Annotated in this window: 23 protein-coding genes and 1 other RNA gene; 5 read left to right on the top strand and 19 right to left on the bottom strand. The window is 54.0% G+C overall.

Translation table 11 applies throughout. The features are described from left to right. Positions 1-198: 198 nt before the first annotated feature. The 13 genes from ACFCTO_RS10450 to ACFCTO_RS10510 form a co-directional block, all read right to left on the bottom strand. Positions 199-1,359 (bottom strand): GNAT family N-acetyltransferase, encoded by a 1,161-nt coding sequence (locus ACFCTO_RS10450; protein ID WP_499876842.1) that lies wholly within the window; start codon positions 1,357-1,359, stop codon positions 199-201. A 12-nt stretch (positions 1,360-1,371) separates the two neighbouring features. Further along, positions 1,372-2,187 carry a DUF2156 domain-containing protein gene (locus tag ACFCTO_RS10455; protein ID WP_499876843.1) on the bottom strand — a complete coding sequence of 272 codons (816 nt, stop codon included), beginning with the start codon at positions 2,185-2,187 and terminating at the stop codon, positions 1,372-1,374. 114 nt (positions 2,188-2,301) lie between these two features. Then, positions 2,302-2,910, bottom strand: coding sequence for a DNA-3-methyladenine glycosylase (locus ACFCTO_RS10460; RefSeq protein WP_292261907.1), 609 nt, complete (start codon positions 2,908-2,910; stop codon positions 2,302-2,304). Beyond that, positions 2,907-3,656, bottom strand: coding sequence for an IclR family transcriptional regulator (locus ACFCTO_RS10465; RefSeq protein WP_499876844.1), 750 nt, complete (start codon positions 3,654-3,656; stop codon positions 2,907-2,909). Before ACFCTO_RS10465 ends, ACFCTO_RS10460 begins: the two co-directional genes overlap by 4 nt. A 22-nt stretch (positions 3,657-3,678) precedes the next feature. After that, positions 3,679-4,860 carry an efflux RND transporter periplasmic adaptor subunit gene (locus ACFCTO_RS10470; protein ID WP_499876845.1) on the bottom strand — a complete coding sequence of 394 codons (1,182 nt, stop codon included), beginning with the start codon at positions 4,858-4,860 and terminating at the stop codon, positions 3,679-3,681. Between the two features lie 21 nt (positions 4,861-4,881). Then, complete coding sequence (locus tag ACFCTO_RS10475) at positions 4,882-5,127, bottom strand: pro-sigmaK processing inhibitor BofA family protein (protein WP_499876846.1); 246 nt, start codon at positions 5,125-5,127, stop codon at positions 4,882-4,884. Between the two features lie 7 nt (positions 5,128-5,134). Then, positions 5,135-5,725: a recombination mediator RecR gene (recR, locus tag ACFCTO_RS10480; protein WP_020311195.1), complete on the bottom strand. Its 591-nt coding sequence runs from the start codon at positions 5,723-5,725 to the stop codon at positions 5,135-5,137. Then, positions 5,725-6,042, bottom strand: a complete 318-nt coding sequence (locus tag ACFCTO_RS10485; RefSeq protein ID WP_020311196.1) for a YbaB/EbfC family nucleoid-associated protein — start codon at positions 6,040-6,042, stop codon at positions 5,725-5,727. Before ACFCTO_RS10485 ends, recR begins: the two co-directional genes overlap by 1 nt. Positions 6,043-6,071: 29 nt before the next feature. Next, positions 6,072-8,006: a DNA polymerase III subunit gamma/tau gene (gene dnaX / locus ACFCTO_RS10490; RefSeq protein ID WP_499876847.1), complete on the bottom strand. Its 1,935-nt coding sequence runs from the start codon at positions 8,004-8,006 to the stop codon at positions 6,072-6,074. A 45-nt stretch (positions 8,007-8,051) separates the two neighbouring features. Continuing rightward, positions 8,052-8,254: signal recognition particle sRNA large type (ffs, locus tag ACFCTO_RS10495), an RNA gene on the bottom strand. A gap of 171 nt (positions 8,255-8,425) precedes the next feature. Beyond that, positions 8,426-9,535 carry an OmpA family protein gene (locus ACFCTO_RS10500; protein WP_499876848.1) on the bottom strand — a complete coding sequence of 370 codons (1,110 nt, stop codon included), beginning with the start codon at positions 9,533-9,535 and terminating at the stop codon, positions 8,426-8,428. A 139-nt stretch (positions 9,536-9,674) separates the two neighbouring features. After that, entirely contained in the window at positions 9,675-11,213 is a 1,539-nt protein-coding gene (locus ACFCTO_RS10505; protein WP_499876849.1) for a M20/M25/M40 family metallo-hydrolase, read from the bottom strand. Positions 11,214-11,225: 12 nt separating this feature from the next. Continuing rightward, positions 11,226-11,675, bottom strand: coding sequence for a GtrA family protein (locus ACFCTO_RS10510; RefSeq protein WP_020309822.1), 450 nt, complete (start codon positions 11,673-11,675; stop codon positions 11,226-11,228). Positions 11,676-11,851: 176 nt separating this feature from the next. On the opposite strand from ACFCTO_RS10510, the gene ACFCTO_RS10515 reads away from it, so the two are divergent. Then, positions 11,852-12,292, top strand: a complete 441-nt coding sequence (locus tag ACFCTO_RS10515) for a MarR family winged helix-turn-helix transcriptional regulator (RefSeq protein ID WP_036200818.1) — start codon at positions 11,852-11,854, stop codon at positions 12,290-12,292. A gap of 134 nt (positions 12,293-12,426) precedes the next feature. Here the strand turns inward: ACFCTO_RS10515 and ACFCTO_RS10520 are convergent, their stop codons facing one another. From ACFCTO_RS10520 to dapF, 5 genes are all read right to left on the bottom strand, one after another. Then, complete coding sequence (locus ACFCTO_RS10520; protein WP_292261931.1) at positions 12,427-13,824, bottom strand: GntP family permease; 1,398 nt, start codon at positions 13,822-13,824, stop codon at positions 12,427-12,429. Between the two features lie 219 nt (positions 13,825-14,043). Further along, the gene (locus ACFCTO_RS10525; protein ID WP_292299962.1) at positions 14,044-14,466 is read right to left on the bottom strand and encodes an OmpH family outer membrane protein; all 423 of its coding nucleotides are present in this window, start codon (positions 14,464-14,466) and stop codon (positions 14,044-14,046) included. 17 nt (positions 14,467-14,483) lie between these two features. Then, a complete protein-coding gene (locus ACFCTO_RS10530; protein WP_292299963.1) occupies positions 14,484-15,071 on the bottom strand; it encodes a hydrolase in 588 nt (195 codons plus the stop codon). Positions 15,072-15,132: 61 nt separating this feature from the next. Then, entirely contained in the window at positions 15,133-16,296 is a 1,164-nt protein-coding gene (gene sfsA / locus ACFCTO_RS10535; protein ID WP_499876850.1) for a DNA/RNA nuclease SfsA, read from the bottom strand. 223 nt (positions 16,297-16,519) lie between these two features. Continuing rightward, a complete protein-coding gene (dapF, locus tag ACFCTO_RS10540) occupies positions 16,520-17,359 on the bottom strand; it encodes a diaminopimelate epimerase (protein WP_292299966.1) in 840 nt (279 codons plus the stop codon). Between the two features lie 158 nt (positions 17,360-17,517). On the opposite strand from dapF, the gene ACFCTO_RS10545 reads away from it, so the two are divergent. Then, complete coding sequence (locus ACFCTO_RS10545) at positions 17,518-18,360, top strand: AraC family transcriptional regulator (protein WP_292299967.1); 843 nt, start codon at positions 17,518-17,520, stop codon at positions 18,358-18,360. On the opposite strand, the gene ACFCTO_RS10550 is transcribed toward ACFCTO_RS10545, so the two are convergent. Beyond that, entirely contained in the window at positions 18,361-20,643 is a 2,283-nt protein-coding gene (locus ACFCTO_RS10550) for a hydratase (protein WP_292299968.1), read from the bottom strand. Positions 20,644-20,966: 323 nt separating this feature from the next. Between ACFCTO_RS10550 and ACFCTO_RS10555 the strand changes: the two genes are divergently transcribed. The 3 genes from ACFCTO_RS10555 to ACFCTO_RS10565 are packed head-to-tail and all read left to right on the top strand — an operon-like array spanning position 20,967 to position 24,287. Next, entirely contained in the window at positions 20,967-22,310 is a 1,344-nt protein-coding gene (locus ACFCTO_RS10555; RefSeq protein WP_499876851.1) for a citrate synthase, read from the top strand. Between the two features lie 3 nt (positions 22,311-22,313). Beyond that, the gene (locus ACFCTO_RS10560; protein WP_499876852.1) at positions 22,314-23,309 is read left to right on the top strand and encodes an isocitrate/isopropylmalate dehydrogenase family protein; all 996 of its coding nucleotides are present in this window, start codon (positions 22,314-22,316) and stop codon (positions 23,307-23,309) included. A gap of 18 nt (positions 23,310-23,327) precedes the next feature. Then, positions 23,328-24,287, top strand: coding sequence for an NAD(P)H-dependent glycerol-3-phosphate dehydrogenase (locus tag ACFCTO_RS10565; protein WP_302485420.1), 960 nt, complete (start codon positions 23,328-23,330; stop codon positions 24,285-24,287). The last annotated feature ends 249 nt before the right edge of the window (positions 24,288-24,536 follow it).

A 24,536-nucleotide genomic window follows, 5' to 3' on the forward strand; every position in this document is an offset into this window, starting at 1 on the left:
TTCTGCTGTTTTATTGATGAAAAAATAGGCTGTCGTATTAAGACAGCCTATTTTTTGAGTGTTAAGTTTGTAGTTTGCAGTGAATGGTTTTAAATTTAAAGCCATCTTCTACAAACTCCGTACTACAAACGATAAAGAGAAAGGGACCATGCATGATGGCAGAAACATTCGTGCAACAGCTCCTACGAGCCACTAACCCTAATACCATTCGTTGATCCAGTTCTTTTCGGTCGGGAAGAGATCCTGCAGGGTTTGCAGAGCCTTTTCGTTTCCCTGGAGTTTTTCGTTGAAGACCAGGTCGTTTACATCCATGGCGCCGAAGGCCAGCAGGGCCAGGGTGCCGATGGGCATAGTGACATCCGGTTGTTTATTTTCTTCTAGGGTTACTTTGGGTTTACCATTGTTTACAGTCAGGGTAAAGGTCCCGCAGTTCCAGTCTGCCAGGGGATCTTCTGTATGGAAGGTGACGGTCCCGTCAGCTCGATAAGGCAGCTGTTCCAGCGCCCCTTTGACGTCGACGATGCGACCTGTCATGAAGGGCATCGTTTCATGGCCCTGTTTCCCGTCGGGATAGAAGCGGTAGGACTGGTCATGGATGCCTTCATTCCACTGGAAGGCGTCGCCCTGGGAACGGTGGTTGTACATGTAGCCTAAGAGGCCGCGCTTGCCTTTGCGGCAGGTGTAAACGAATTCACCGCTGATGATGGTCGGTTCTCCCAGCTGATAGAAGGCATAGCCAATGGGTTCATCGCCATCGAAGCAGACGGCGATATTGCCTTCGGCCAACTGGGCTTCGATATGGCTCCGCCAGCTCGCTTCATCGCGCAGGGCATAGCCTGACAGGCCTTTCGTATAACCTTCATAAATGGCAGCCAGGTAAGGCCACTGGTCCGGGCTGTTAACAAAGGCATAGCGCACGGTCCGGTCCGTCAGCGGCCGCAGGGCTTCCAGATTCATCGTCTCTTTCCACTGATGGCAGTAGAGTTCATAACCATAGGGCTGGTAAAAACCGGCCTTGCTGGGCATGAGGATGTGGATATAATGACCGCGGCGCTTCATTTCTTTTAGGGCTGCCGTCAGCAGTTTCCCACCGACGCCGCTGCGCCGGGCTGCCGGGTGCGTCGCCAAACCGACGATATACGACGTGTCTACGGCTTTGCCGCGCAGACAGAGGGTGTACGGGTTGAGATGGGTCAGGCAGGCCATATTGTCGCCCTCAAAGCCCATGAGGACGTTTTCAGGCTGATAGAAATGGTTGAAGTACCACTGGAAAAAAGGATCTTCCCGATGTTCAAAACAGTAGTCCCAAAGGCTTTCGACGAGGCCCCGGTCCGATTCAGCCGCTAAGCGGAAGTGCATAGAAAAGCCCCCTTATTTATGACGCAGTGTGACGTCGTATTTTTCGACGAAGTGATCCGGATTGTACGATTCCTTGGAATGGCGCAGGCCGGGAATCCCCATATCTTCTTCACGGTTGATATACGTCGTATGCGGCCAGGCATGGACGACGAATTCATGATTGATGACCTGATAGAGGCCGCGGATCGTCGGATCGCTCTTTTCAAAGTGGATGATGGCCGTATCATCGTTGAGCATCTCGCCGATAGAGAAAGCGACGATCTTATTGTACATGCGGATGGCTCCGCCCGTCGGCTGGAGGACTTCCCAGTTATTGAAGACCGTTTCGATGGCATGGCGTTCGCCCAAGAGTTCATCATCTTCGTCACCGGCTTCGTGCTGGTCGTACCAGGATTTTTCCGCAGCCAGACATTCATCGAAGATGTCTTCCGTAATGGGGACGTATTCCCAGTTGCCGAAATACTGATTGCGGAAGTGATTGAGATTGTTTTTCTTCTGGCGGTATTTCTTGCCCGACAAGTTGATCAGGCTCTGGGTCAGATAGACGTATTCATAATTGTCCCGGTCCGGCGTGAAGTCATAACAGTCTTCGCAGAGGGCCTTGATACGTTCGACAGCTTCTGGTGTAACGCCTTTCATCAAGAAAGGATAGCCATGTTCATCGAACCATTCGTGCATGCGCAGGACGCCTTTGACGAAACTGCCGTCTTTGCGGGCGAAGGGCGGGATCCAGAACTGTTTCTTGCCGCGGCCTGAGCGGATATAGAGGACATTGTCTTCTTCGGCCCACTGGATTTCATAGGGCTTCTGCCAGGCAAAGAGCGTCATGAAGGTAGCGTCGGCCTGTTCATATCTTTTCTGATGAAAATAGTCATCTATAAGTGGTTTATCTTCTAAGCGAAAGTCTCTGAATTCAATAATGATAATCTCCCCCTAAAATATTTACACCTTAGATACATAAGGATTGTCTTGGATATAAAAACGCCAGGGAAAATATTTCCCATGTACGGCGTAATCAATATGGATACGCGGCGAAACGGCCACTGTAAACGGGACCTCTTCTTCGGGATGGGCAATATACAGGCAGGAAGACGTCAAATCTAAAGCGTTTTCCTCGCGCGTAATGGCCATGGCCTGACAGAGCTTGCCCGGTCCATTGGTCAGGTTCCTGCCGGCTTTCCTGGCCTTCCGCCGTGCGGCCATGAGGTCTGTCCCGCAGATGGGTTCGATGGCCCGTATGAGCACGGCCTGGCCTTCGCCTTCGGGACCGGCGACGACATTGAAGCAGCAGTACATGCCGTAAATCAAGTAAACATAGCTGATACCGCCGGCATGGAACATCGGTGCCGTCCGCTTGGTCAGGCCGCGGAAACTGTGGGCCCCATCGTCGGGAAAGCCGTCATAAGAACCGCCATAGGCTTCGGTCTCGACGATACGGCCGCTGCAGATGCCCTGTGGCGTTTCATGGATGACATACTGGCCCAGCAGGCGTGGGGCCAGCAGGCTGGCATCGACACAAAACTCGTCAGCCCTCCATCTGCGGCCTATCATTCTTTCTTGCGGTAGCCTAAGGAATGGGAAATTTCATAGGCATACTGACTCATAGTAAACAACATCTTCTGGCGGATGGAATCATAAAAGCGCATAGACGGCCCGGCAATGGTCAACGAGGCGATGACCTGGCCTTCAAAATTGAAGATAGGCACAGACAGGGCGAACAGTCCATGCTCGCTTTCATCCTGGGTAATGGCATAGCCGTTATGACGGATCGTGGCAAACTCTTCTTCAGAAATATTGCCGTATTTTTCGATATAGCGCTGGCGTTCGTCATCGCTCGTCCAGGCCAGCAGGACCCGGCCGGCAGCACCCTTATAGAGGGGCAGCGATTCGCCGATGGGAATGACCCGGCGCAGGGAATGGGTACTTTCGACGTGGTCCAGGCAGACGCGGCAGTCGCCTTCGGCAATGTAAATACTGACCGTTTCGTTAAACAACTTCTGTAAACGCCGTAAATACGGCTTGGCCAGGGTGATGACGTTTTCCGTCCAATGAGACGAATAGCCCAGCGCCAGGGCCCGCGGCCCCAGGCGGTACTGCTTGGACGTATCGTTGCGGGTCAGATACTGGCGCCGTTCCAATGTGTTTACAATGCGGAAAGCCGTCGACGTATTCAGATGGGTATGCTCAGCGATTTCCTTCAAGGTCATGCCCGTATTACATTCGACGAAGAGGTCGAGGACGTCGAGGCTCTTTTCCAAGGATTTCAATAAACTGCTGTGATGCTCTTCTTTTACCAATGGCTCTCACCCTTCCTTGGAATTACGATTTAACTTTCATGCCGATTTCCAGCGAATCCGGCGGGTCAGCGACGACGATATCCCCCTCGTCGAGACCATCTAGGATGACGACGCGGCCGTCTTCTTCATCGCCAGTCAGGACAGAACGGGCATCAGCCAGGCCGCTGTCATTGACGATGTAAACGAAGTCACCGCTGTCCTTCGTGCGGACTGCTGTCTTGGGGACGGTAATCTGGGAGACTTCTTTCGGCGTGGCAATGCGGACGTGATAGAATTCACCGGGAACAAACAGGCTCTTGGCGTTATTGAATGTAACCTTGGCCATATAAGAGCCAGTGGACGGATCTTTTTCCGTTGCCAGATAGGTCAGTTCCCCCGTCTCGGTTTCGCCCGAAGCGGCGATGATGGATACTTGCAGGCTGCCGTCTTTTTTGGCGTCCTGCAAGGCCTGGATGTACATTTCAGGAATGGCAAAGGTAGCAACCAAAGGAGACATCTGCTGAATCGTAGCCAGGACATTGCCGGCAACGGCAACGGACGGATTATCGGCTACAGCCGTGACCCGGCCGTCAAGAGGCGAATAAATCGTCGTATTCCCCATCATATCGCGGGCAGCCTGGACGGCCTGCTGCAGCTGGGCAATCTTTTCGTGGTCCACAGCCGGAGCTTCCTGGACCTGGACGGTCTGCGTCGTTTCACCTTGAGAAGATCCAGAAGAACTGCCAGAATCAGCCATCATCTGGTTGTATTCAACTTTCGATAAGGCCCCCATATTATACCAGGCCTTCAATTCAGCACGGTGACCGCTGTTGTCGCCACCACCACCGCCACCACCGCCACTGCTGGCAGCCGGTACGGTAACGGTCTTGTACGTCGGCGTCGATGCCGAAGAAGCAGCTACCAGTTCCGCTTCGGCCTGATTGACGCTCTGCTGATACGGTGCCGAATCGACTTGGACGACGACTTCACCGGCTTTGACTTCCTGGCCTACGGCCAGCGGTGTCGATACGAGTTTCCCCGATAACTTCGGCACGATATTGGTCATATGTAAGGCCGTAATGTTGGCATCCAGGGTCAGGGCCACAGGGTGGTCCGACTTGGAAACCGTTTCAGTTTTGGTAGACACGCTGTTGCCGCAGCCCGAAAGGACTGATACAGCCAAGGCAGCCGTACAGGCCAGGACGGCCCATTTCTTTAATTTCACGATATCCCCTCTTCGCGTAGGTTAAAAAAACGTGTAATACAAGGTAACCAGTATGACCCCTGGCAGGCCGAACAGGCCGATGATGAGGCCTGTACCAACCGTAATCGGGACGTGCTGGAAACCAAAAAGATAGCCAAAGTGATTGACGCCGTACAGGACGATGAGCCCGACGACGACGTTGAACACTAAATGGCGCATAGGCGCCAGGATGAGCTTATGCACTAAGAACAGGACGAAAACGCCTGCGGCTATCCATAGATATTCCATAATACCCTCACATTTCCTGCCGATTGGCAACGGCACCAGCCAGGGTTGCTTCATCAGCATACTCAATGTCGCCGCCCATAGGAAGGCCGCGGGCAATGCGGGTTACGCGGATGCCGGCCGTCTTGATGAGGCGGGCCAGATATAACGCCGTCGCTTCGCCTTCCACGTCGGGATCCGTCGCCAGGATGACTTCCTTGACCGTTGTATTGCCCAGGCGCTGCAGGAGCTCGCGGATGCGCAGGTCTTCGACATTGACGCCATCCAATGGCGACAAGGCACCGTGCAGGACGTGGTACAGCCCATGATAATCGCCGCTGCGTTCAATGGCCTGGACATCCTGCGGCGTTTCGACGACGCAGATGGTCGAACGGTCGCGGCTGATATCACTGCAAATCGGGCAGGGGTCCTGAGACGACAAGTTGAAGCAGACCGAGCAAAAATGCATATTCTGCTTGGCATCGCGGATGGCATCGACAAATTCATCGACACGGCTGTTGGGCTGCTGAACGATATAATAGGCCAGCTTGCGGGCCGTCTTGACGCCGATGCCGGGAAGGCGGCGGAACTGCTCGGTCAGCTTATCTAATGGCGTATCCATTAAAACATGCCCGGCAGGTGCATCCCGCCCGTGATTTTGCTCATTTCCTGAGCCATCATGTCGTCGACTTTCTTGTTGGCTTCATTGACGGCTGCGACCATGAGGTCTTCCAGCATTTCTGCATCTTCCGGGTCGATGATGCTCGGGTCGATGTGGACGCTTTCGACATTCTTTTCACCATTCATGACGATAGTCAGGACGCCGCCGCCGACGGTAGCTTCGACGGTGCGTTTCTTCAAATCATCCTGGAGTTTCTTCATTTCCTTCTGCATTTTCTGTACTTTCTTCATCATACCTTGCATATTTCCACCAAACATGTGCGTTTCCTCCTAATTTTCGTGTAAACTTATTTTTTATTTTCTATATATATATTACAGTCTCCTACGTTTTTAAGCAATGGTTCCAGGGCGGCTCTTTCCGCTTCATCCATATCGTCTAACGAAGCCGGCTGCCACGCCGTTTCATCGCCTGGCCCGCTGGCTTCCTGAGCCGGCGCAGGAGCTGGAATATCTTCGGTTTGTACTGGAGCTTTTTCTACGGCCTTTACGGGGGGCAATTCACTCTTTTTTTTTTCGTATCCCGAAAGTTCCGCATCGCCTTCCAAAAAGCCCTGCATGTGGTACGTGCCGCCCAGTATCTGAGATAAAGCGGCATCGGTGAATTTGAAGTAATCTTCCCGATTGGCCCGTTTCACCATGAAGGCCGTCTTAAAGGCGACTATGACCTGGCCTTCGCCGATGTAAACGACGCGGCCATTGCGGATACAGGACAAGACGGCTTTCTTCTTTTCCTTGTCGAGAATGGCACACATCTTTTTCCAGACGTCCTGGTAGGCTGCCGACTCGACGGGGGGCCGTGCTGCCTGAACAGGCGGCGTTGCCGGCGCCTTGTTGTCGGCCGGAGCCGCGGCCTTTACGACAGGTGCCGCCGGGGCTGGAACTGCGGGCTCAACGGTGCGCACCGGCTGAGGGACTGGCGCTGCCGCTTCCCGAGCGGCCGGACGGACGGCCGGAGCCGGTTCGTGAGAGGTAAACTCATCTTCCGGGAAGGGGACCGCTTCTTCCGGACCATAAGCCCCGCTGTAATCTTCTTCTTCCGGTACGGGGATGACGTCCGGCTTTGTGGCAGCCGCCGTCTTGGCTTTTCTCCCCGAAGCCTGGGGAGCCACAGCCGATATACTGATGACAGGCGGCTGGGTCAGCTGCCGCGCTGCCATGAGCAGGCCCATTTCCACGGCAATGCGCGGAACCGGCGACGTCTTGGCCGTCAATAAGGCCTGCTGCAAAATCGCCAGGACCTGAAAAACACTATCTGCCGTCCATTCGCCGGACTGCCTGCGAAGTTCATCGAGGCAGTCATCATAGGCTGAAAGGGTATCCGACGAAGGCGCAGCCTGACAGAGCATGACAGCCCGCAGATGGGCCAGCAATTCCGTCAGGATGACCCGCGGCTCCTTGCCCATGTGGATGACGTCATCGACAGCCTTGATGATGACATCGCCTTTCCCATCGAAAATAGCCTGGGCCAGGGAAAACAGCCAGTCTTTGCCGATGAGGCCGAGTAAATCGCGGACGACGCCTTCGTCGATAGTGCCGCTCGTGTTGCTGACGCATTGGTCGAGCATACTCAGGGCATCGCGCATGCCGCCGTCGGCCTGGACGGCCAGGATATGAGCCGCGCCCTTGGTCAGGTCGATCTGTTCCTGACCGGCCACGTATAGCAGGCGCTTGGCAATATCGTCGCTGGTAATGCGCCGGAACTCATAGCGCTGACACCGCGACAGGATGGTCATGGGAATCCGTTCCGGTTCGGTCGTCGCCAGGATGAAGATGACATGGGCCGGCGGTTCTTCCAGGGTCTTCAGCAGGGCGTTGAAAGCTTCGGTCGTCAGCATGTGCACTTCATCGATGATATAAATTTTCTTATGCCCTTCGGCAGGCATGAATTTAATCGTTTCCCGCAGGGTCCGGATGTCCTCGATGCTGCGGTTGGAAGCGGCGTCGATTTCGACGACATCCAGGGATTCGCCGCTCATGATGTGGCGGCAGACTTCACATTCGTTGCACGGGTGGGACGTCGGCCCGTGGACACAGTTCATGGCCCGGGCAAAAATTTTAGCCGTGCTCGTCTTACCCGTCCCGCGGGGGCCGGAGAACAAGTAAGCATGGGCTACTTTGTCCGTATCTATCGCTTTTTGCAGGGTTTCCGTAATGTGGGACTGGCCGACGACATCTTCAAAATTCCTGGGCCTCCACTTACGGTATAACGCAATATATGCCATGAGTCCTTTTCCTTCCGTATACGAAAAAAAGCAGCTAACCGCTGCTTTTACCAACTGAAAAGTACTCGTGTATGATAACCCGCCAGGTTTCCTCGTGGCACATGGAAATGTCTACTTATTGCTGCTTCCTCTCGGACCTGACAAGGTTCATAGGTTCCCATTGCACAAGCCCCGGCGGATTACCACGCACCAGTACTTTTATTAAGTTAGCTACATTATTATATCGTGAAAAACGAAGTTTGGCAAGATTTTTTTCTATTAAGTTTGCAGTTTGTAGTTTGTAGTTTTCAGTAAATGGCTAAAAATTTAAACCTTTTTGCTATAAACTACAAACTATTTACTACAAACTAAACGAAAAAAGGACTACGCATGATAGTCCAAAATCTTCATGCGATAGTCCTTTTTACGAGCCACTAAACTTAGTGATTCTGCCAGATATCTACGCGGCGGTTGTCAGCACGACCCTGGTCGGTGTCGTTGGTGCTGACGGGATCCGTCTTGCCTTTGTAGTCGAGCTGCATCTGTGTTGCCGGGATGCCCTGGCTTTCAGCATAGGCTGCAACGTTGTCTACGCGGCGTTTCGAGAGGTCATCGTTGTAAGCATCGCTGCCTTTAGCATCGGTGTTGCCGACGAGTTTGAACGTATCGTTCGGGTTTGCTTTAGCAACCTGGACGAAGTGGTCCATCTTAGCGCGTTCGGAAGGAAGCGGCTGGTCTTCATCGAAGCCGAAGTGAACGCTTTCAACGTAGTAGTCGTTCTTCTGGACCGGAGTTTCAACGACCGGTGCCGGAGTCGGTTCCGGCGTGTAAACCGGTTTCGGAGCCGGAGCTTCTTTGTGGCCGCCGAAGCGATAGGAGAGGCCAGCGATGAAGCCTTTGTAGGAGATGTTAGCGTCGTCTTTGTTGTCAAAGGTCGAATCGCCGCCATCAGCCAATTTGGTGTTCAAGTAACGATAGCCAGCGCTGATGTCGAGGTCCGGTGTGATGCTGTAGCCGAGGCCAGCTTCCCACATGGTCGTCTTTTCCGTGCCGACAGCGCCTTTAGCGTAGAAGTCGAGGTTCTTAGCCAGCGGAGCTTTGGCGATCAAGCCGATCTGAGCGACGTTGTTGGTGTCGTTAGCGTTACCGCCGAGGTCGTTCTTAATGCGGTTCCAGCCAGCGAAGGCAGCGAAGTTCTTGTTGATGGAGTAAACGAGGTTTACTTCGTGTTCATCACCATCGGTCTTGTAAGACTTGTTGTTGTCGCTCTTGGTCTTCAAGCCGTAGTAGTTGTACTGCAAAGCCCATTTGTCGGAAAGGCCGTAGCCGAGGCCGCCCTGGAAGTCCCATTTGGAGTCAGTGTCTTCCTGGCCACCTTTCCAATCTTCTTTGGTCCAGTTGCTGGAGTCAACCGAAGCTTTCGGGTTCCAAGCGCCTAAATCGAGCTGCCACTGTCCCTGATTCCACTGCGTCTGCGGCGTAGCGAAAGCAAAGGAAGTAGCGCAGGCTGCCATGACTGCAGCCAGTACTAAAGATTTCTTTTTCATCATAAATCCCAGCTTCCTATTGATATTTAATAGTGCCACCTATGACATTATTATGTTTTAGTATACCATATCTTTGTCACAAGTGCGTCACACTATTTCATGATTTTTAGTCATCTCGCGGCCATCCCCATACTTTTTATGATTATTCCCGGCCGACGTAAGAAATGATGGTGTCGAGGATACGCGGCAATTTCTGCGATACACTTTCAATATGAACGCGTTCCGTCCGTTCGTGCAGGTCCTTGCCCCACGGTCCCAGGAGGAGGAAGGGAATCTGTAATTTTTTCAGACTGTCCAAGTCGAAGGGATAGGCCTTGCCCCAGAGGAGCAGGTTCTTTTCGACCATACTTTCATCGAAATCGGGGTCGACGCAGCAGTAGCTGCAATCAGAAACGCCGTTGAAATAGCGGTCGAAGCGGACATCCATCAGGGTCGGGATTTTTTCTAACAGGCCCGTAAAGGCCGGTGTCGGGAACGACAGGCTATCAGCCGCCGGATAATAGGGCGGCGCAAAGGCGACGACGGCCATGGGCGCCGTCATGCCTGTGAAATCGAGGATCTGCTCCAAGAGATGTATCGTCTCTTCGACATAAGTACTGCTGCCTTCCTGCAAGGCGACGAAAGAAGCCTGTTTGGCCGCTTCATAGAAGACATCGAAACCGGGATAAGCCGAAGCCTGCTGCAAAAGCTCATCGGCACTGCAGACGGAAACGGGCAAATCACTGCCCATGGTCTGCTGAAGGTCGTGGACAGCCCGCCGTGTTTCTTCCAGCAGGACGTACATGACGTCATCGGGCGTCTTGTCGTAAGTCAGCAGGTTCAGGGCCGCTGCCACCCGCTGAGGCAGGGTCACGTCATAGCGTTCCTTGCGGTCCCGCAGATAAACCCAGGCCGGCGGCGGCGTCTGTTCGCCATCACAGCAGTCGGTCAGGTCCGGACTGCCTTCCGTCGCCGCGATGAGATGGGCCAGGATGCCCACAGGATTGATACCCTTATCATAGCAGCCGATGTGGACGGGCTTGCCCTGGACCAGGACGACAGGCTGTATCTTGCCGACCGAACCGGTATAGGCGACGAGCTTGCCCTGCTCCTTATGGTTCGGTTCGCTGTCGATGAGGATGTCATAGGTCAAATCATAAGAAGAACGCAGTTCATTGAGCAAGGTAATGGCCGTCCGCATGCCGGCCGAATACGTTTCTTCATCGGGCAGGGATAAGTAGATCAGGCTGGCCTGTCCCGGCTGGAAGGCATAGTCCTCAAAGACGGCTAGTTGCGCGGCCGCACCGCCTTTCATGTCACAGGCACCGCGGCCAAAGAGCCATTCGCCGCTTTCCCAGTCACGGCGCACTTCCTCACTGAGTGGCGCCCGTTCCAGCGCCTTGTAGAGCCCTTGCGGGTCAAAAGCCTGGTCCCGCAGATAGCCATAGGACTCGACATCGACGACATCGTGATGATTCATGAAAATGACCGTATGGGCCGTACTGCCGCGGACGAGGCCGTAGACGACAGACCGCTGGCAGTTATCGTCGGGCACATGGATGAGGCCACTGACGACGCCGTCGAGGTGAGAGAAAAACTGCTGCAGATAGCCTTCCATCTGCCTTTCCTTGGGCGTGTTCGTTTCACTGTCAATATGAATCATATCCTGTAAAATTTCCATAATCCGCGCTGCTCGTGCCATAGAGACACCCCCTTATTTAAATATCCATTTTTTACGCGATACATAATTCCAAACGGTGACGATGGCGCTGGCCATGATTTTCGACACCATCGGATTCAGGCCTAAAATAGCCGGCGATGTGAACAGCCACATGAGCAGGAGATTCCAGCCCAGGCCAATGGCACTGACCAGGAAGACCAGGGACACTTCCGTCCCGCGATGATAGCGGCTGCCGCTGTCGAAGACGAAGCGGTTGCAGAGAATGTAGTGATACAGCGTCGACGTGGCAAAGGCCAGGGTCGTCGCCGCCAGGACAGTCTGGGTCTGCATGGAAAAGACAGCACTGGCTGACAACAGCCTGAAGAAAATATAAAAGAGCGTCCATTCCAATAAAGCCGCTGAGCCGCCGACGAGGAGATACATGAAGATCTTCATGTACTCGTTGTTGGTATAATCAAAGCCAAAGATCTGCTTGCGTTTCATGGTGTTCCTTCCTTTTCTGTTTTCGTATCCATTATACGGCACTTGCCAGGGAATTACCACATGCCGCCGCTTTTTCTTGCATTTTCTAAAAAGGCAATAGATATATATACGAAAATATGATAAAATATATAGTAATTGGTAATACGAAATATTTTTAGAAGGAAGGCAGATATCCTGTGGATTACACGAGATGCATCAATTTTTTGCTAACCATTTCACAACACGAAGTCTTTTTGATTTTCTCCGAGAACTTGTCGGAATTCGGCATCACGCCCGGCCAGTACGGCGTCTTAGCCTGTCTCTGGAAACATGAAACACTGACGCCGAAGGAAATCGCCAACATCCTGCGCGTCGAAAACTCCACCATTTCCGGCGTCCTCGACCGCATGCAGAAACGCGGCCTCATCGACCGCATCCTCGACCCCAACAACCGCCGCAGCATCCGCGTCAAACCGACAGCTGCCGGCATGGCCATCAAAGAACCGGTCCAGAAACGCATCGAAGAACTGAATGACATGGTCTTCAAAGAATTCACACCCCAAGAGCGGGAAGAAGTGTTGAACCTGCTCACCCGTATCGGCAAAGTCTGTGCCGATGATTTGAAAGAAGGGAAATGAAAAAGAGGCTGTCGCACGTGCGACAGCCTCTTTTGAGTGATTAGTGGTTAGTGGCTAGTGATTAGTAGCCCGGATACTAATCCCTAACCACTAACAGCTTAAAGGTCTTGTCGTCAACGACAAGACCTTTAAAATTATACAATACCAGTTAACATGTAGAAGAATACGCCGAAGAAGGCGACGACTACTTTCAAGAGGGTAATGGCGAACATATCCTTATAGGCTTCGCGATGAGTCAGGCCGCAGATAGCCAGGGTCGTGATGACAGCGCCGTTATGGGGCAGGCTGTCCATACCGCCGGAAGCCATGGCCGCGATACGGTGGACGACTTCAGCCGGGATGCCGACGGCAGCCGTTTCAGCCAGGAAGTGCTGGCCAAAGATATCGAGGGCGATACTCAGACCACCGGAAGCGGAACCGGTGATACCAGCCAGGATGTTGACCATCAAGGCGACGTTGAACAGCGGCATGCCCTGACCGATACCGAGGAGGGCATCAGCGACTTCCAGGAAGCCCGGCAAGGACGAAATGACGTTGCCGTAGCCAACTTCCGATGCCGTGTTCATGATAGCCAGCAGAGAACCTAAAGCGCCGGCATTGAGAGCGGCTTTGACGCTGGTGTTCTTGGACATGAACTTGCGGCCCGTTGCAGCGGCGATGATAATAGCCGCCAAGAGGCCGAGGACCAGGGCCCAGATAGCGACGACGTTGTGGACGCCTTTGGCCAGGAGAGGCACATTCATGGCGCGGAACGGTTCCAGTAAGGCATCATCCCACTGGAAAATCATAGAGAAGTAGAAGTTCAAGACCAGGACGACGATGAGCGGGATGATGGACAACTGCCAGGGCGGAAGAGAAGCTTCCGGATCGATGACCGTTTCATTGAGGGTATGGTTGCCATAGCCTTCGCCGGAACGGGCCATCTGTTTGCGGCGGAATTCAAGATAAATGAAGCAGAGGACAATCAGCAAGGTACCGCAAATCAAGCCTAAGATAGGAGCGGCAAAAGTCGTAGTTCCCAGATAAATCGTCGGGATGATGTTCTGGATCTGCGGCGAACCAGGATAGCAGTCCATGGTAGCCGTGAAGACGCCGGCGACGAAGCAGGCCGGAATCAGGCGTTTAGGAATATCGGCTTCGCGGAACAGTGCAGCAGCGAAGGGATAGACGGCGAAAGCACAGACGAACATAGAAATACCACCATAACAGAGGATCATGCAGGCGAAGACGACGGCGAAGACAGCCTTATCTTTCCCGATGAGCTTGATGGTTTCCATGGCAATACTGCGGGCCATGCCCGTTTCTTCCATGACCTTGCCGAAGACGGCACCGAGGAGGAAGACCGGGAAGAAGGACTTAATGTAGGTAACGGCCTTAGCCATGAACAGTTCCGTATACCCCGGTAAAATCGGCAGCCCCGAAAAGCTGGCGGCAAAGAGGGCGAAAATCGGTGCGAAGAGGATAACCGAGAATCCGCGATAAGCAAATGTTACGAGTAAAAATAAACTTAGGACGATTGCAATAATATCCATGTACGTGTTCTCCTTTTCTTTTGGTTTCCGAATGACTCATTTCGTATCTTCATCATACGTGAGAACCAATGAGAATAAAAGACAACGCCCTAAGACAACCTTTGCGCTTTTTGCCCGTTTTGGAAATTCCATGAATGCAAAAGGACTTGCCGCACATGCGACAAGTCCCTTTTGAGTGGTTAGTGGCTAGCGGATGGTTAAAAATTAAAAAACTAGGTACTATTTCAATTTAGCAGCGACGTCTTTGGTGATGTCCTGGGCCTGACCGATGACGACGGAGCCCGAGAGGACGACGTAGTCCAGGCCTTTTTCTTTCTGGACGGCCTGGGTCTTAGCGAGGATATCCTTTTCCAAGGGCGAGAACAGGGCAATGCGCTGCTGGTTCAGTTTCGTATTGTATTTCTGTACCAGTGCCTGCTGCGCGTTTTTATCGCTGGTCTTTTTCAATTCTTTCTGGAAATCCTGCTGAGCCGATTTGACATCGGACTGCCAGGTAGCCATGGTCTTCGCGTACTGCGGATGCTGCTGCAAGAGGGCACCGGCATTGATCGTGCCCAGGCCCGATGCGAAAGAAGCGCCGGCAGCGCTGAGGGTCAGCATAGCTGCGGCTACGGTGGTCATCATCATTTTACGTAATTTCATAGTGGTTTTCCTCCTAATTATTCTTCTACGCCTGTCAGTTCCAGACATTCCTTGCGGACGCCGTCTTCACAGGAGCGCATGGCTAAAATCGTCTTTTCAAAGAGGTCGTTCAGGTCCCATCCCAGGGTTTCTGCCCCCTGCTTGATGACGTCCCGTGAACAGCCGGCAGCGAAGCGCTTGTCTTTGAATTTCTTCTTGAGACTCTTCACTTCCATGTCTTTTGTGCTCTTAGACGGACGCATTTTGGCAGCCGCCCAGATGAGCCCGGTCAATTCGTCGGCAGCATAGAGGACTTTTTCCATCAAGTACTCCGGTGCGACATCGACACAGATGCCATAGCCATGGCAGACGACGGCATGGATAAAGGCATCGTCGGCGTCGATGTCAGCCAGTAATTCCGGTGCCTTTTTACAGTGCTGGTCCGGATATTTTTCAAAATCCACATCGTGGAGCAGGCCGACGAGTCCCCAGGAATCGACGTCGTCGCCATAGCCCAGTTCCTGGGCATACCAGCGCATGACGCCTTCGACGGTCAGGGCATGCATGATGTGAAAAGGCTCCTGATTATATTTCTGCAATAAAGCCAATGCTTGTGAGCGTTCCATGTCTTTATCTCCCCCTAGCAAATCTCGATTTACCCCATTATAGCATAAAAAAAGGGCCTGACTAGTCTTTTTTCACGAAAGCGCCTGTATCGGTCATCAACGAGGCCAGGCGGTTCATGCGGAAGTCTTCGACGACCTGGATGAAAGGCCGGTAATGGATGGGATTTTCGGCAAACCCGAAGAGATGGGACGGGCAGTCGCAATCGGTACAGCCAAAGCCCTCGATATGCCAGTCTGCCACGGCATCGACGGCCCGGGCCAGGTCGTGCTCCAGGTCATCCGCCGTCCGGACGGGCAGGGCGGCGACGACGTCGGCTTCCTGACGCAGGTAGTCGATGTGCCAGTGCATCTTCTTGCGCTTGCGGCTGTGACGGGCCAGGCGGGCAGCCAGGTTCTTCCGGGCCGACCCGGTATAGACGTAATAGCCGGCAGGAAAAGGGAACTCCCCTTTCGAGCCGATGGCGATATCCTTCGCTTCTGCCAGGTGAAGGATGAATAAATAATCACCGCTGTCATGGTTTTCCCGTTCCAGGATGGCCTGGGGATAGGTCAGGACGCCGGCTACGCCGGGCCTTGAAAACGAGCCATCCCAGTGCAGGGCCAGGGCCTTCCAGTCCAAGTGCGGCGCCGCTTCATAAAAGGCCTGGGCAAAGGCCGGATCCGTATGGTAGTCCGGCAGGAACCAGCGGGCCCGGTCCCAGTGGACCAGGAACAAGACGCCCGTGTGGATGCCCTGGAGGCTCATGGCATCTAATTCCAAGATATGTTTGCGGCCCCGTTCGGTGACGGCATCGGGAAACATGGCGCCGTCGCGGCTGAAGAGGGTACACGATTTGACTTCGACGAAAAAGCGCTCTTCGCCCCGGCCCAGGAGCAGGTCGAAACGGCTGTCGCCGACGGTGATTTCCCGGCGGACGAGGTCCCAGTCTTCCCAGCCGGGGATGAGGTGTTCCTGGATCAGCCAGGCTGCCGTATCATTATTGTACTGCGTATCGAGCAGGATAGGCACGCCATCGCGCTCGATACCGACGACATCGTAAGCCGTCCGGCGCTTGGGATTGGCTGCCGGCCGGACATAGACCGTCACGCCGGGAAAGAGCAGTTCCCACATGCGCCCAGGATTGGGCATATGACAAGTCACGACATCGCCATCGAGAGAAACATGGGCGATGAAGCGGTTCGGCCTGTCGACAAAGGCCCCTTTGCGAATAGAAAACATTTCCATATGATACTCCTGTCTGTGAAAAAGAGCTTGTCGCACAGCGACAAGCCCTTTTTAGTGGTTAGTCATTCGTATTTTACAGTGTAGGGGTCGCCACGTGGGCGACCCGTCATGGAATCGGGATGATTCTCCACGTGCGAGCCCCTACGGGCGGCGACCGGCGACCTGCGAATGCATGTATGACATTATCGCCATCATTCCGGGCGGGCGCCCCACGTGGGCGCCCCTACGCTTCCAGCCATTCGCCAGTGAAGGTGACGGCTGCCGGGCCGGTCATGTAGACGTTGCCGTCTTGTTCGTTGTATTCGATGTGCAGCGTGCCCAGGTAGAGCTGGACGTCGACGCTGCGGCCGGTGAAGCCGTTCAGGAAGGAGCCGACGGCGCAGGCGCAGGAGCCGGTACCGCAGGCCAGGGTGGCGCCGGCACCGCGTTCCCACGTGTGGACTTTGATGGTGTGGTCGTCGATGACCTGGACGAAGTTCATGTTGGTCTTGCGCGGGAAAGCCTTATAGGTTTCAAATTTCGGGCCTAATTCGTGGAGATCGACGGCGTCGACGTCTTTGACATAGGTCATGGTATGGGGGACGCCCATGAGCAGGCTGGTGATGTTATAGGTCTTGCCGTCGATTTCGATGGGTTCATCGATGACCGGGCCGGACGGGCCTTCCATGGGGATCTGGGCGCGGTCCGTGAAGGGCTTGCCCATGTTGATGGTGACCAGGCTGACCTTGCCGTCGTCGCCGACCGTAACTTTCGGCTTCATGATGCCTGCCAGGGTTTCAACGGCGAATTCTTTCTTGTCGATGATGCCGTTGTCGTAAACGTATTTGGCAAAGCAGCGGATGCCGTTACCACACATTTCCGCTTCACTGCCATCGGCATTGATGATGCGCATGCGGACGTCGGCCTTATCGCTCGGTACGATGACGATGATGCCATCGGCGCCGATGCCTGTATGGGGAGCGCACATCTTGACGGCCAGCTTGGAAAAATCCTTGTCCGCGCCGTTTTTATCTTCCAAAAAGACGAAGTCATTGCCTAAGCCGTGCATTTTTACGAATTTCATAGTTAAACCCTCCGTGAAAAAATATCTATACTACTATCATTGCTTACTTGAATCCTTACAGTTGTTATTATACAATAGCGGAAAGTGGCAAATATATGTAGATAATGCTCTTTATATTGCAAATCCTGCTATAAGATAAGGTGTGAGGTGACAAAGGTATGGCGCAAAAGACGGGTTATTTAGCGGAAAAATTAAAACTCTTCCATCTATCGGATAAGCGGCAGTGGACCTGCCCCTATCATTACCACGACTTCGACAAGATTACCCTCTTTTTCCGGGGTCACGTATCGTATGACGTCGAAGGGACGGCCTATGACTTGCAGCCTTTCGACATCGTCGTCATCCCGGCCGGCCGCATCCACCGCCCTATCATCTATGGCGATGATGTCTACGAACGCATCATCGCTTATATTTCCCCGGCTTATCTGCAGGGCTATGAACGCCGCGGCTGCCCGGCCGGCCAGATATTCACGGCGCCCAAGGCTCCCGTCCTGCGCCAGCCCCAGGAAGCGGACAACTTGTACAATGTATCGTGCCGCCTGCGCCGGGCCTGGTCGGACATGGGACCGGAAAGCCCGCTCTTACAGGAAACGCTGTTCACGGAGTTCATGATCCACCTGACCCGGGCCCTGCAGAAAGACAAGCTCCGCATCGTCCAGAAAGGCCATCAGAACGAGAAGATACGCCGCCTCCTAGCTTACATCGAAGCCAACCTGAGCGGCGACCTGTCCATTCCCAGCCTGGCCGCCGCCTTTTTCATGAGCCCGGACTACTTGATGCACCTCTTCAAGGCCGAAACGGGCATGACCGCCGCCAGCTACATTACGACGAAACGGCTGCAAAAAGCCCGCCACCTCATGCAGGAGGGGCGGGCTTTGACGGAAATCTGCTATGACTGCGGATTCACGACGTATTCGACATTCTACAGGGCCTGGAAAAACCACTATCACACGTCACCGAAAGAAGGCATCCGCGCCTTCCCCGATACTTTCGACGAATAATCAGCGGTTCCGGTTGTAATTGATGAGGCAGCCGGCTTTGACGATTTTCTTTTCATCGTCCGTCATGGGCGCGATGTACAGCGACAATTCACGCAGGTCCTTGCCGACGACATAGGCCTTGATGGCTTTCATGTCGCCGTCGAGGGCTTTTTTGACGTCCGGTACATAGATGTAATCGCCGATTTCAAAGTCCGGTTGGCCTTCCATCTGGAAAGGCAGCATGCCCCAGTTGATGACGTTGGAACGATAGCGTTTGGTCGCGTATTCCTGGCAGATATTGGCCAGGCCGCCGAGGACGCGCTGGCAGCTGGCAGCCTGTTCGCGGGCCGAGCCGTCGCCGGGCTTGATGCAGTAGATCATGCTGCCGATTTCCACGTCTTTCATGGAAACGTCGCCAAAGTGAGCGCGCAGGACGGCAAAGACATCTTTCAGGGCCGGGTCGACGCCAGCCGGGCAGTCGCCGGCCAGGCGGGCCCGTTCGACTTTGTCTACGGCTTTGGCCCGGCCTACGTATTCCGGATCGCGGCGGGACAAGGTGAATTCAGCCAGGCCCAGGGGATTGGAGCGGTACGACGATGTTTCGCCAGACGGGATGAGTTCGTCTGTCGTCGTGACCGGGTCCATGATCTTCGAGCAGACCTTGAGCAAAACCGAATCGGCCAAAGGTTCCATATCCGGCCAATCCTTGATGTTCGGACCATAGACCAGGGAAGCGCCTTCATCGGCCTGGCCGAAGCCCTGATAGACGCGGGTAGCGTAGGGCTGGCCGTCGTAATCATAGGGCGTTTCGACGTAGTCGTCCATATAGCCTTCGGCCGACGTCAGGACGCCGCCGTTAGCTGCTGTCGCAGCGATGGAACGGGCATCCATGAGGGCTACCGAAGCGAACTGGCCATTGCCCGGCTTCGAGCCTTCGCGGTTCGGGAAGTTACGCGTCGTATGGCGGATGCTGAAGGCGTTGTTGGCCGGCGTGTCACCGGCACCGAAGCAGGGACCGCAGAAAGCCGTCTTGAAGATGGCGCCCGCTTCCAGGAGCGATGCCACGGCGCCCTTGCGGACCAGGTCGAGATAGACCGGCTGCGACGACGGATAGACGTCGAGGGTGAAGTTGCCGTTGCCGCAGGAAGCCTGCTTGAGTATATGGGCAGCGGCCATGACGTTGCCGTAGTTGCCGCCAGCACAGCCGGCGATGACGCCCTGCTGGACCTGGAGCTTGCCGTTTTTGATTTTATCGGTCAGGCTGTATTTCAAATCCTTGTTGCTCATGCGGCCGTTGATGGCTTCTTCCGTTTCATGGAGGATATCTTCCAGGTTGGCATTGAGTTCATCAATGGTAAAGGCGTTGCTGGGATGCATGGGCATGGCAATCATCGGCTTGATGGTGCTCAGGTCGATGTAGATCATGCCGTCGTAATAGGCCACATCGGCGGGATTCAATTCTTTATAAGCATCGCCGCGGCCATGCTGGGTCAAATAGGCCTTGGTGTCGTCATCGGTCCGCCATACCGACGACAGGCACGTCGTTTCCGTCGTCATGACGTCGACGCTGTTGCGGTAGTCCGTCGTCATGGAAGCGACGCCGGGGCCGACGAATTCCATGACCTTGTTCTTGACGTAGCCGTTCTTGAAGACGGCACCGACGATGGCGATGGCAATGTCATGCGGGCCGACGGCCGGACTCGGCTTGCCCGTCAGGTAGACGCCGACGACGCCGGGATAGGCGATATCATAAGTATCGCACAAGAGCTGTTTGACCAGTTCGCCGCCGCCTTCACCGACGGCCATGGTCCCTAAGGCACCATAGCGGGTATGACTGTCAGAGCCGATGATCATGCGGCCGCAGCCGGCCATCTTTTCACGCATGTACTGATGGATGACGGCGACGTGGGGCGGTACGAAGATGCCGCCGTATTTCTTGGCTGCCGACAAGCCGAAGACGTGGTCGTCTTCATTGATGGTGCCGCCGACGGCGCAGAGCGAATTATGACAGTTCGTCAGCACGTAGGGAAGGGGGAATTTTTCCATTCCCGATGCCTTAGCCGTCTGGATGATGCCGACAAAGGTAATGTCATGGGAAGCCATGGCGTCGAACTTGATTTTCAAGTGTTCCATGGAACCCGACGTATTATGATTTTTTAAGATAGAATAGGCGATGGTCCCTTTCCGCCCTTCTTCCTTAGAAACGGTCCTGCCTGTGAGCTGTCTGAGTTTGGCCGCATCCTGTTCCGGCACGATGTCCGTCCCGTTGACGAGATATGCGCCTCCATCATATAACTGAATCATTCCAAGCCCTCCTTTGTCACCGCCAGCCTGGGCGATGGCTTTTCTCATTGTGAAAATATTGTAATCTATTTTCACAATATAAAATTTTAAGCATTTCAATAAATATTATATCATAATTAAAACGGCTGTGGCTACCCTTAAAACGTTTTACACTTTACGCGATTTTTATTTTACTTTATCCATAATTATGCTATAATAACTTATACTTTACAGGAATATACTAGAAATTATTCCCAAAATAAAATTTATGAATATTCGCGTATAACCGATGCTTTATAAGTTATTCTCCCATATTCATACTTGCAGGAAAGAGAGGAATCACATTGGACAAAAATATTTACTTAGCCCAGTTTTACGGCAAGTCACAAAACTACACACAGATTCCCCGCGAATGGTTCTCCAAGTACGGCGTAAAGCGCGGCCTGCGCAATGAAGACCACACTGGCGTCCTCGTCGGCCTGACCCGCATTGCCGATGTCGTCGGCTACCAGCGTGACGAAAAAGGCCAAAAAGTCGATTGCGACGGCGTCTTGTACTATCGCGGCATCGACATTCGCGAGCTGGCCAAAGTCGAAAATTATCAAGGTTACTTATATGAAGAAGCCAGCTTTCTCCTCCTCTTCGGCTACTTGCCGACAGAAGATGAACTGAATGCCTTCTGCAAGGTCTTACAAAACGGCTACGATCTGCCCGATGATTTTCTGGAAATGAACCTCCTGCGTCTGCCCGGCAAGAACCTGATGAACAAATTGCAGCACGCCCTGCTGACGCTCTATAATTACGACCCCGATCCGGACAATACCGACGTCTACCAGACCCTGCGCAAGGGCCTGAATATCATGAGCAAGCTGCCGTCCATCGCCGTCTATGCCTATATGTCCAAGGTCCATTATTATAACCGCAAGAGCCTGGTCATCCACTATCCCCGCAAGGACTATTCGACGGCAGAGAATATCCTGTCCATGCTGCGGCCGGACAGCAAATTCACGCCCAAGGAAGCCCAGCTCCTGGACCTGCTCTTATTCCTCCATGCCGACCACGGCGGCGGCACGAACTCGACGTTCACCAATATCGTCGTCTCGTCGACGGATACGGACATCTATTCCAGCATGGCCAGCTCCGTCGGCGCCCTCAAGGGCCCGCGCCACGGCGGTGCCAATATCCGCGTATCCCTGATGATGGAACATGTCATCGACGCCATCGGCATCAAGGCTACGGATGAACAGATCGTCGACGTCATCCACCAGATTCTCAACAAGAAATTCAAAGGCTGTCAAGACGGCCTGGTCTATGGTTTCGGCCACGCCGTCTACACCCTGTCGGATCCGCGCGCTGAAATCATGCGCCACTACTGCGGTATCCTGGCCAAGGAAAAGGGCATGACCGACGTCTTCCGCTTCTACAACCGCTTTGAAAAGCTGGCCATGAAGACCTTGAAAGAAGAAAAGGGTGTCAACATGTGCAGCAACGTCGATTATTACAGCGGCTTCGCCTACAACATGCTGGGCATCCCGCGCGACCTCTACACGCCGCTCTTCGTCATCAGCCGTATGGTCGGCTGGCTGGCCCACAACATCGAACACAAACTGTACGACAACCGCATCGTCCGTCCGGCAGCCAAGTATGTCGGCGATTTGATGGACTATATTCCCAGAAAGGACAGATAGATCATGAAGACAATCACTGTATTCAAAGGCGATGGCATCGGCCCGGAAATCACCGACGCTGTCCTGCAGATTCTCGACGCTGCCAAAGCGCCCCTTTCCTATGAAATTTTCAACGTCGGCGCTGCCGAATATGAACGCCACGGCGCCCTCATCTCTGACGACGCATTCGCTTCTTTTGAAAAGACCCATCTCCTGCTGAAATCGCCGATCACTACGCCTATCGGCAAGGGCTTCCGGTCCCTCAACGTCACGTTGCGCAACAAATACGACCTCTATGCCAATATCCGTCCGGCCAAATCGAATACGGCCGTCAAGACGCCTTTCCCCAACGTCGATATCGTTACTTTCCGGGAAAACACAGAAGATTTGTACATCGGCGTCGAATACAAGATGAATGAAGATACGGTCCACGCCATTAAGCTCATCACCCGCAAGGCCAGTGAACGCATCATCCGGGCCGCTTTCGACTACGCCGTAGCCCATGGCCGCAAAAAAGTCACCTGCGTCCACAAAGCCAACATCCTCAAGATGAGCGACGGCTTGTTCCTCGATATTTTCCACACCATCGCCAAGGACTACCCGCAGATCGAAAGTGACGACAAAATCGTCGACAACACGTGCATGCAGATGGTCATGCGGCCGGAACAGTTCGACATCATCGTCACGCCCAACCTCTACGGCGACATCCTGTCCGACCTGACCAGCGGCCTCATCGGCGGCCTGGGCCTGATGCCTTCCATGAATGTCGGCGACGACTACGCCATGTTCGAAGCCGTCCACGGCAGTGCCCCGGATATCGCCGGCAAACACATCGCCAACCCGACAGCCCTCTTGTGGTCAGCCTGCATGCTCCTGGAATACATCGGCGAAACGGCCATTGCCGCCAAGATCCGCAAAGCCGTCGACGAAGTCCTGGCTGAAAAGCAGCACCTTACACCGGACCTAGGCGGCAGCGCCACGACGGAAGAATACCGCGACGCCGTCATTGCCAAGCTGTAAGATAAAAGGAGGCATTCCATGAAGATCACCGTCTTAGGCTGCGGCCGCTGGGGCAGTTTCCACGCCTGGTACGCCGACCACATCGGCCATGACGTCACCTTATGGGGCCGTCCCGGTTCCCAGCACTTACAGGAACTTATGGACACCCGCCAGAATGAATACCTGCACCTGCCCGATTCTGTGAGCCTGACTTCGGACCTGACGGCAGCTCTGGCAGCAGCCGATATCTGCATCATCTCCATCAGCGCCCAGCAGCTGCGCAGCTTCACGCATCAGCTGAAAGAAGCCGGCTTCGCCCCGTCCCTGCCCTTCGTCCTGGCCATGAAGGGTCTGGAAGAAGGAAGTGGCAAGCGATTGACGACGGTCATGGCAGAAGAACTGGGACCGTCCGTACGCACGGCCGTCTGGGTCGGACCCGGCCACGTCCAGGATTTCATCAGAGGTATGCCGAACTGCATGGTAATCGCCTCGGCTGACGAAGACCTGACCCACTTCTTAGTCGATACCTTCACGAGTCCCCTCATCCGTTTCTACTACGGCCAGGACCTGTTGGGCATCGAAATCGGTGCGGCCGCCAAGAACGTCATGGGCATCGCTGCCGGTATGCTCGACGGCGCTCATCTGACCAGCCTGAAAGGAGCCCTCATGGCCCGCGGCGCCCACGAACTATCGGTCCTTGTCGCCGCCATGGGCGGACAGGCCATGACCGTCTACGGCCTGAGCCACCTCGGCGATTACGAAGCGACCCTCTTTTCCCTGCACAGCAATAACCGCCGCTTCGGCCAGGACTTCATCGAAGGAAAGCCCTTCAAAAAACTGGCCGAAGGCGTCAGCACGACGGAGGCACTCCTCGACCTGTCTGGAAAATACAGCGTAGAACTGCCCATTACGGCAGCCGTCCACGCCATCATAAAAGAAAAAAAGGACCCCCACGAGGTCCTGAAAAATCTATTTCTCCGTTCCACTAAGAGCGAATAAAAAAGGGGCTGTCGCATTAAGCCATTTTGGCTTCGTGCGACAGCCCCCCTTTTTTTTTATTCTATTTCATCGTTCTATTCTCTTTTTTCTCGCTAAACGTAAAAAAGGTACACGAAACAGACCGGCATCCAGTCGGCAAAAAAAACATGTACCTTTGCTATGTATATAGTTATTCAAGCACTCTTTTTCACTTTTTTTAAGGAATAAAGGTATGTCCCGAAATTACCGGATTGCAGCTTGTGATGTAAG

This window comes from Megasphaera indica (genome assembly GCF_046614755.1).
Classification (GTDB): Bacteria; Bacillota; Negativicutes; order Veillonellales; family Megasphaeraceae; genus Megasphaera; species Megasphaera intestinihominis.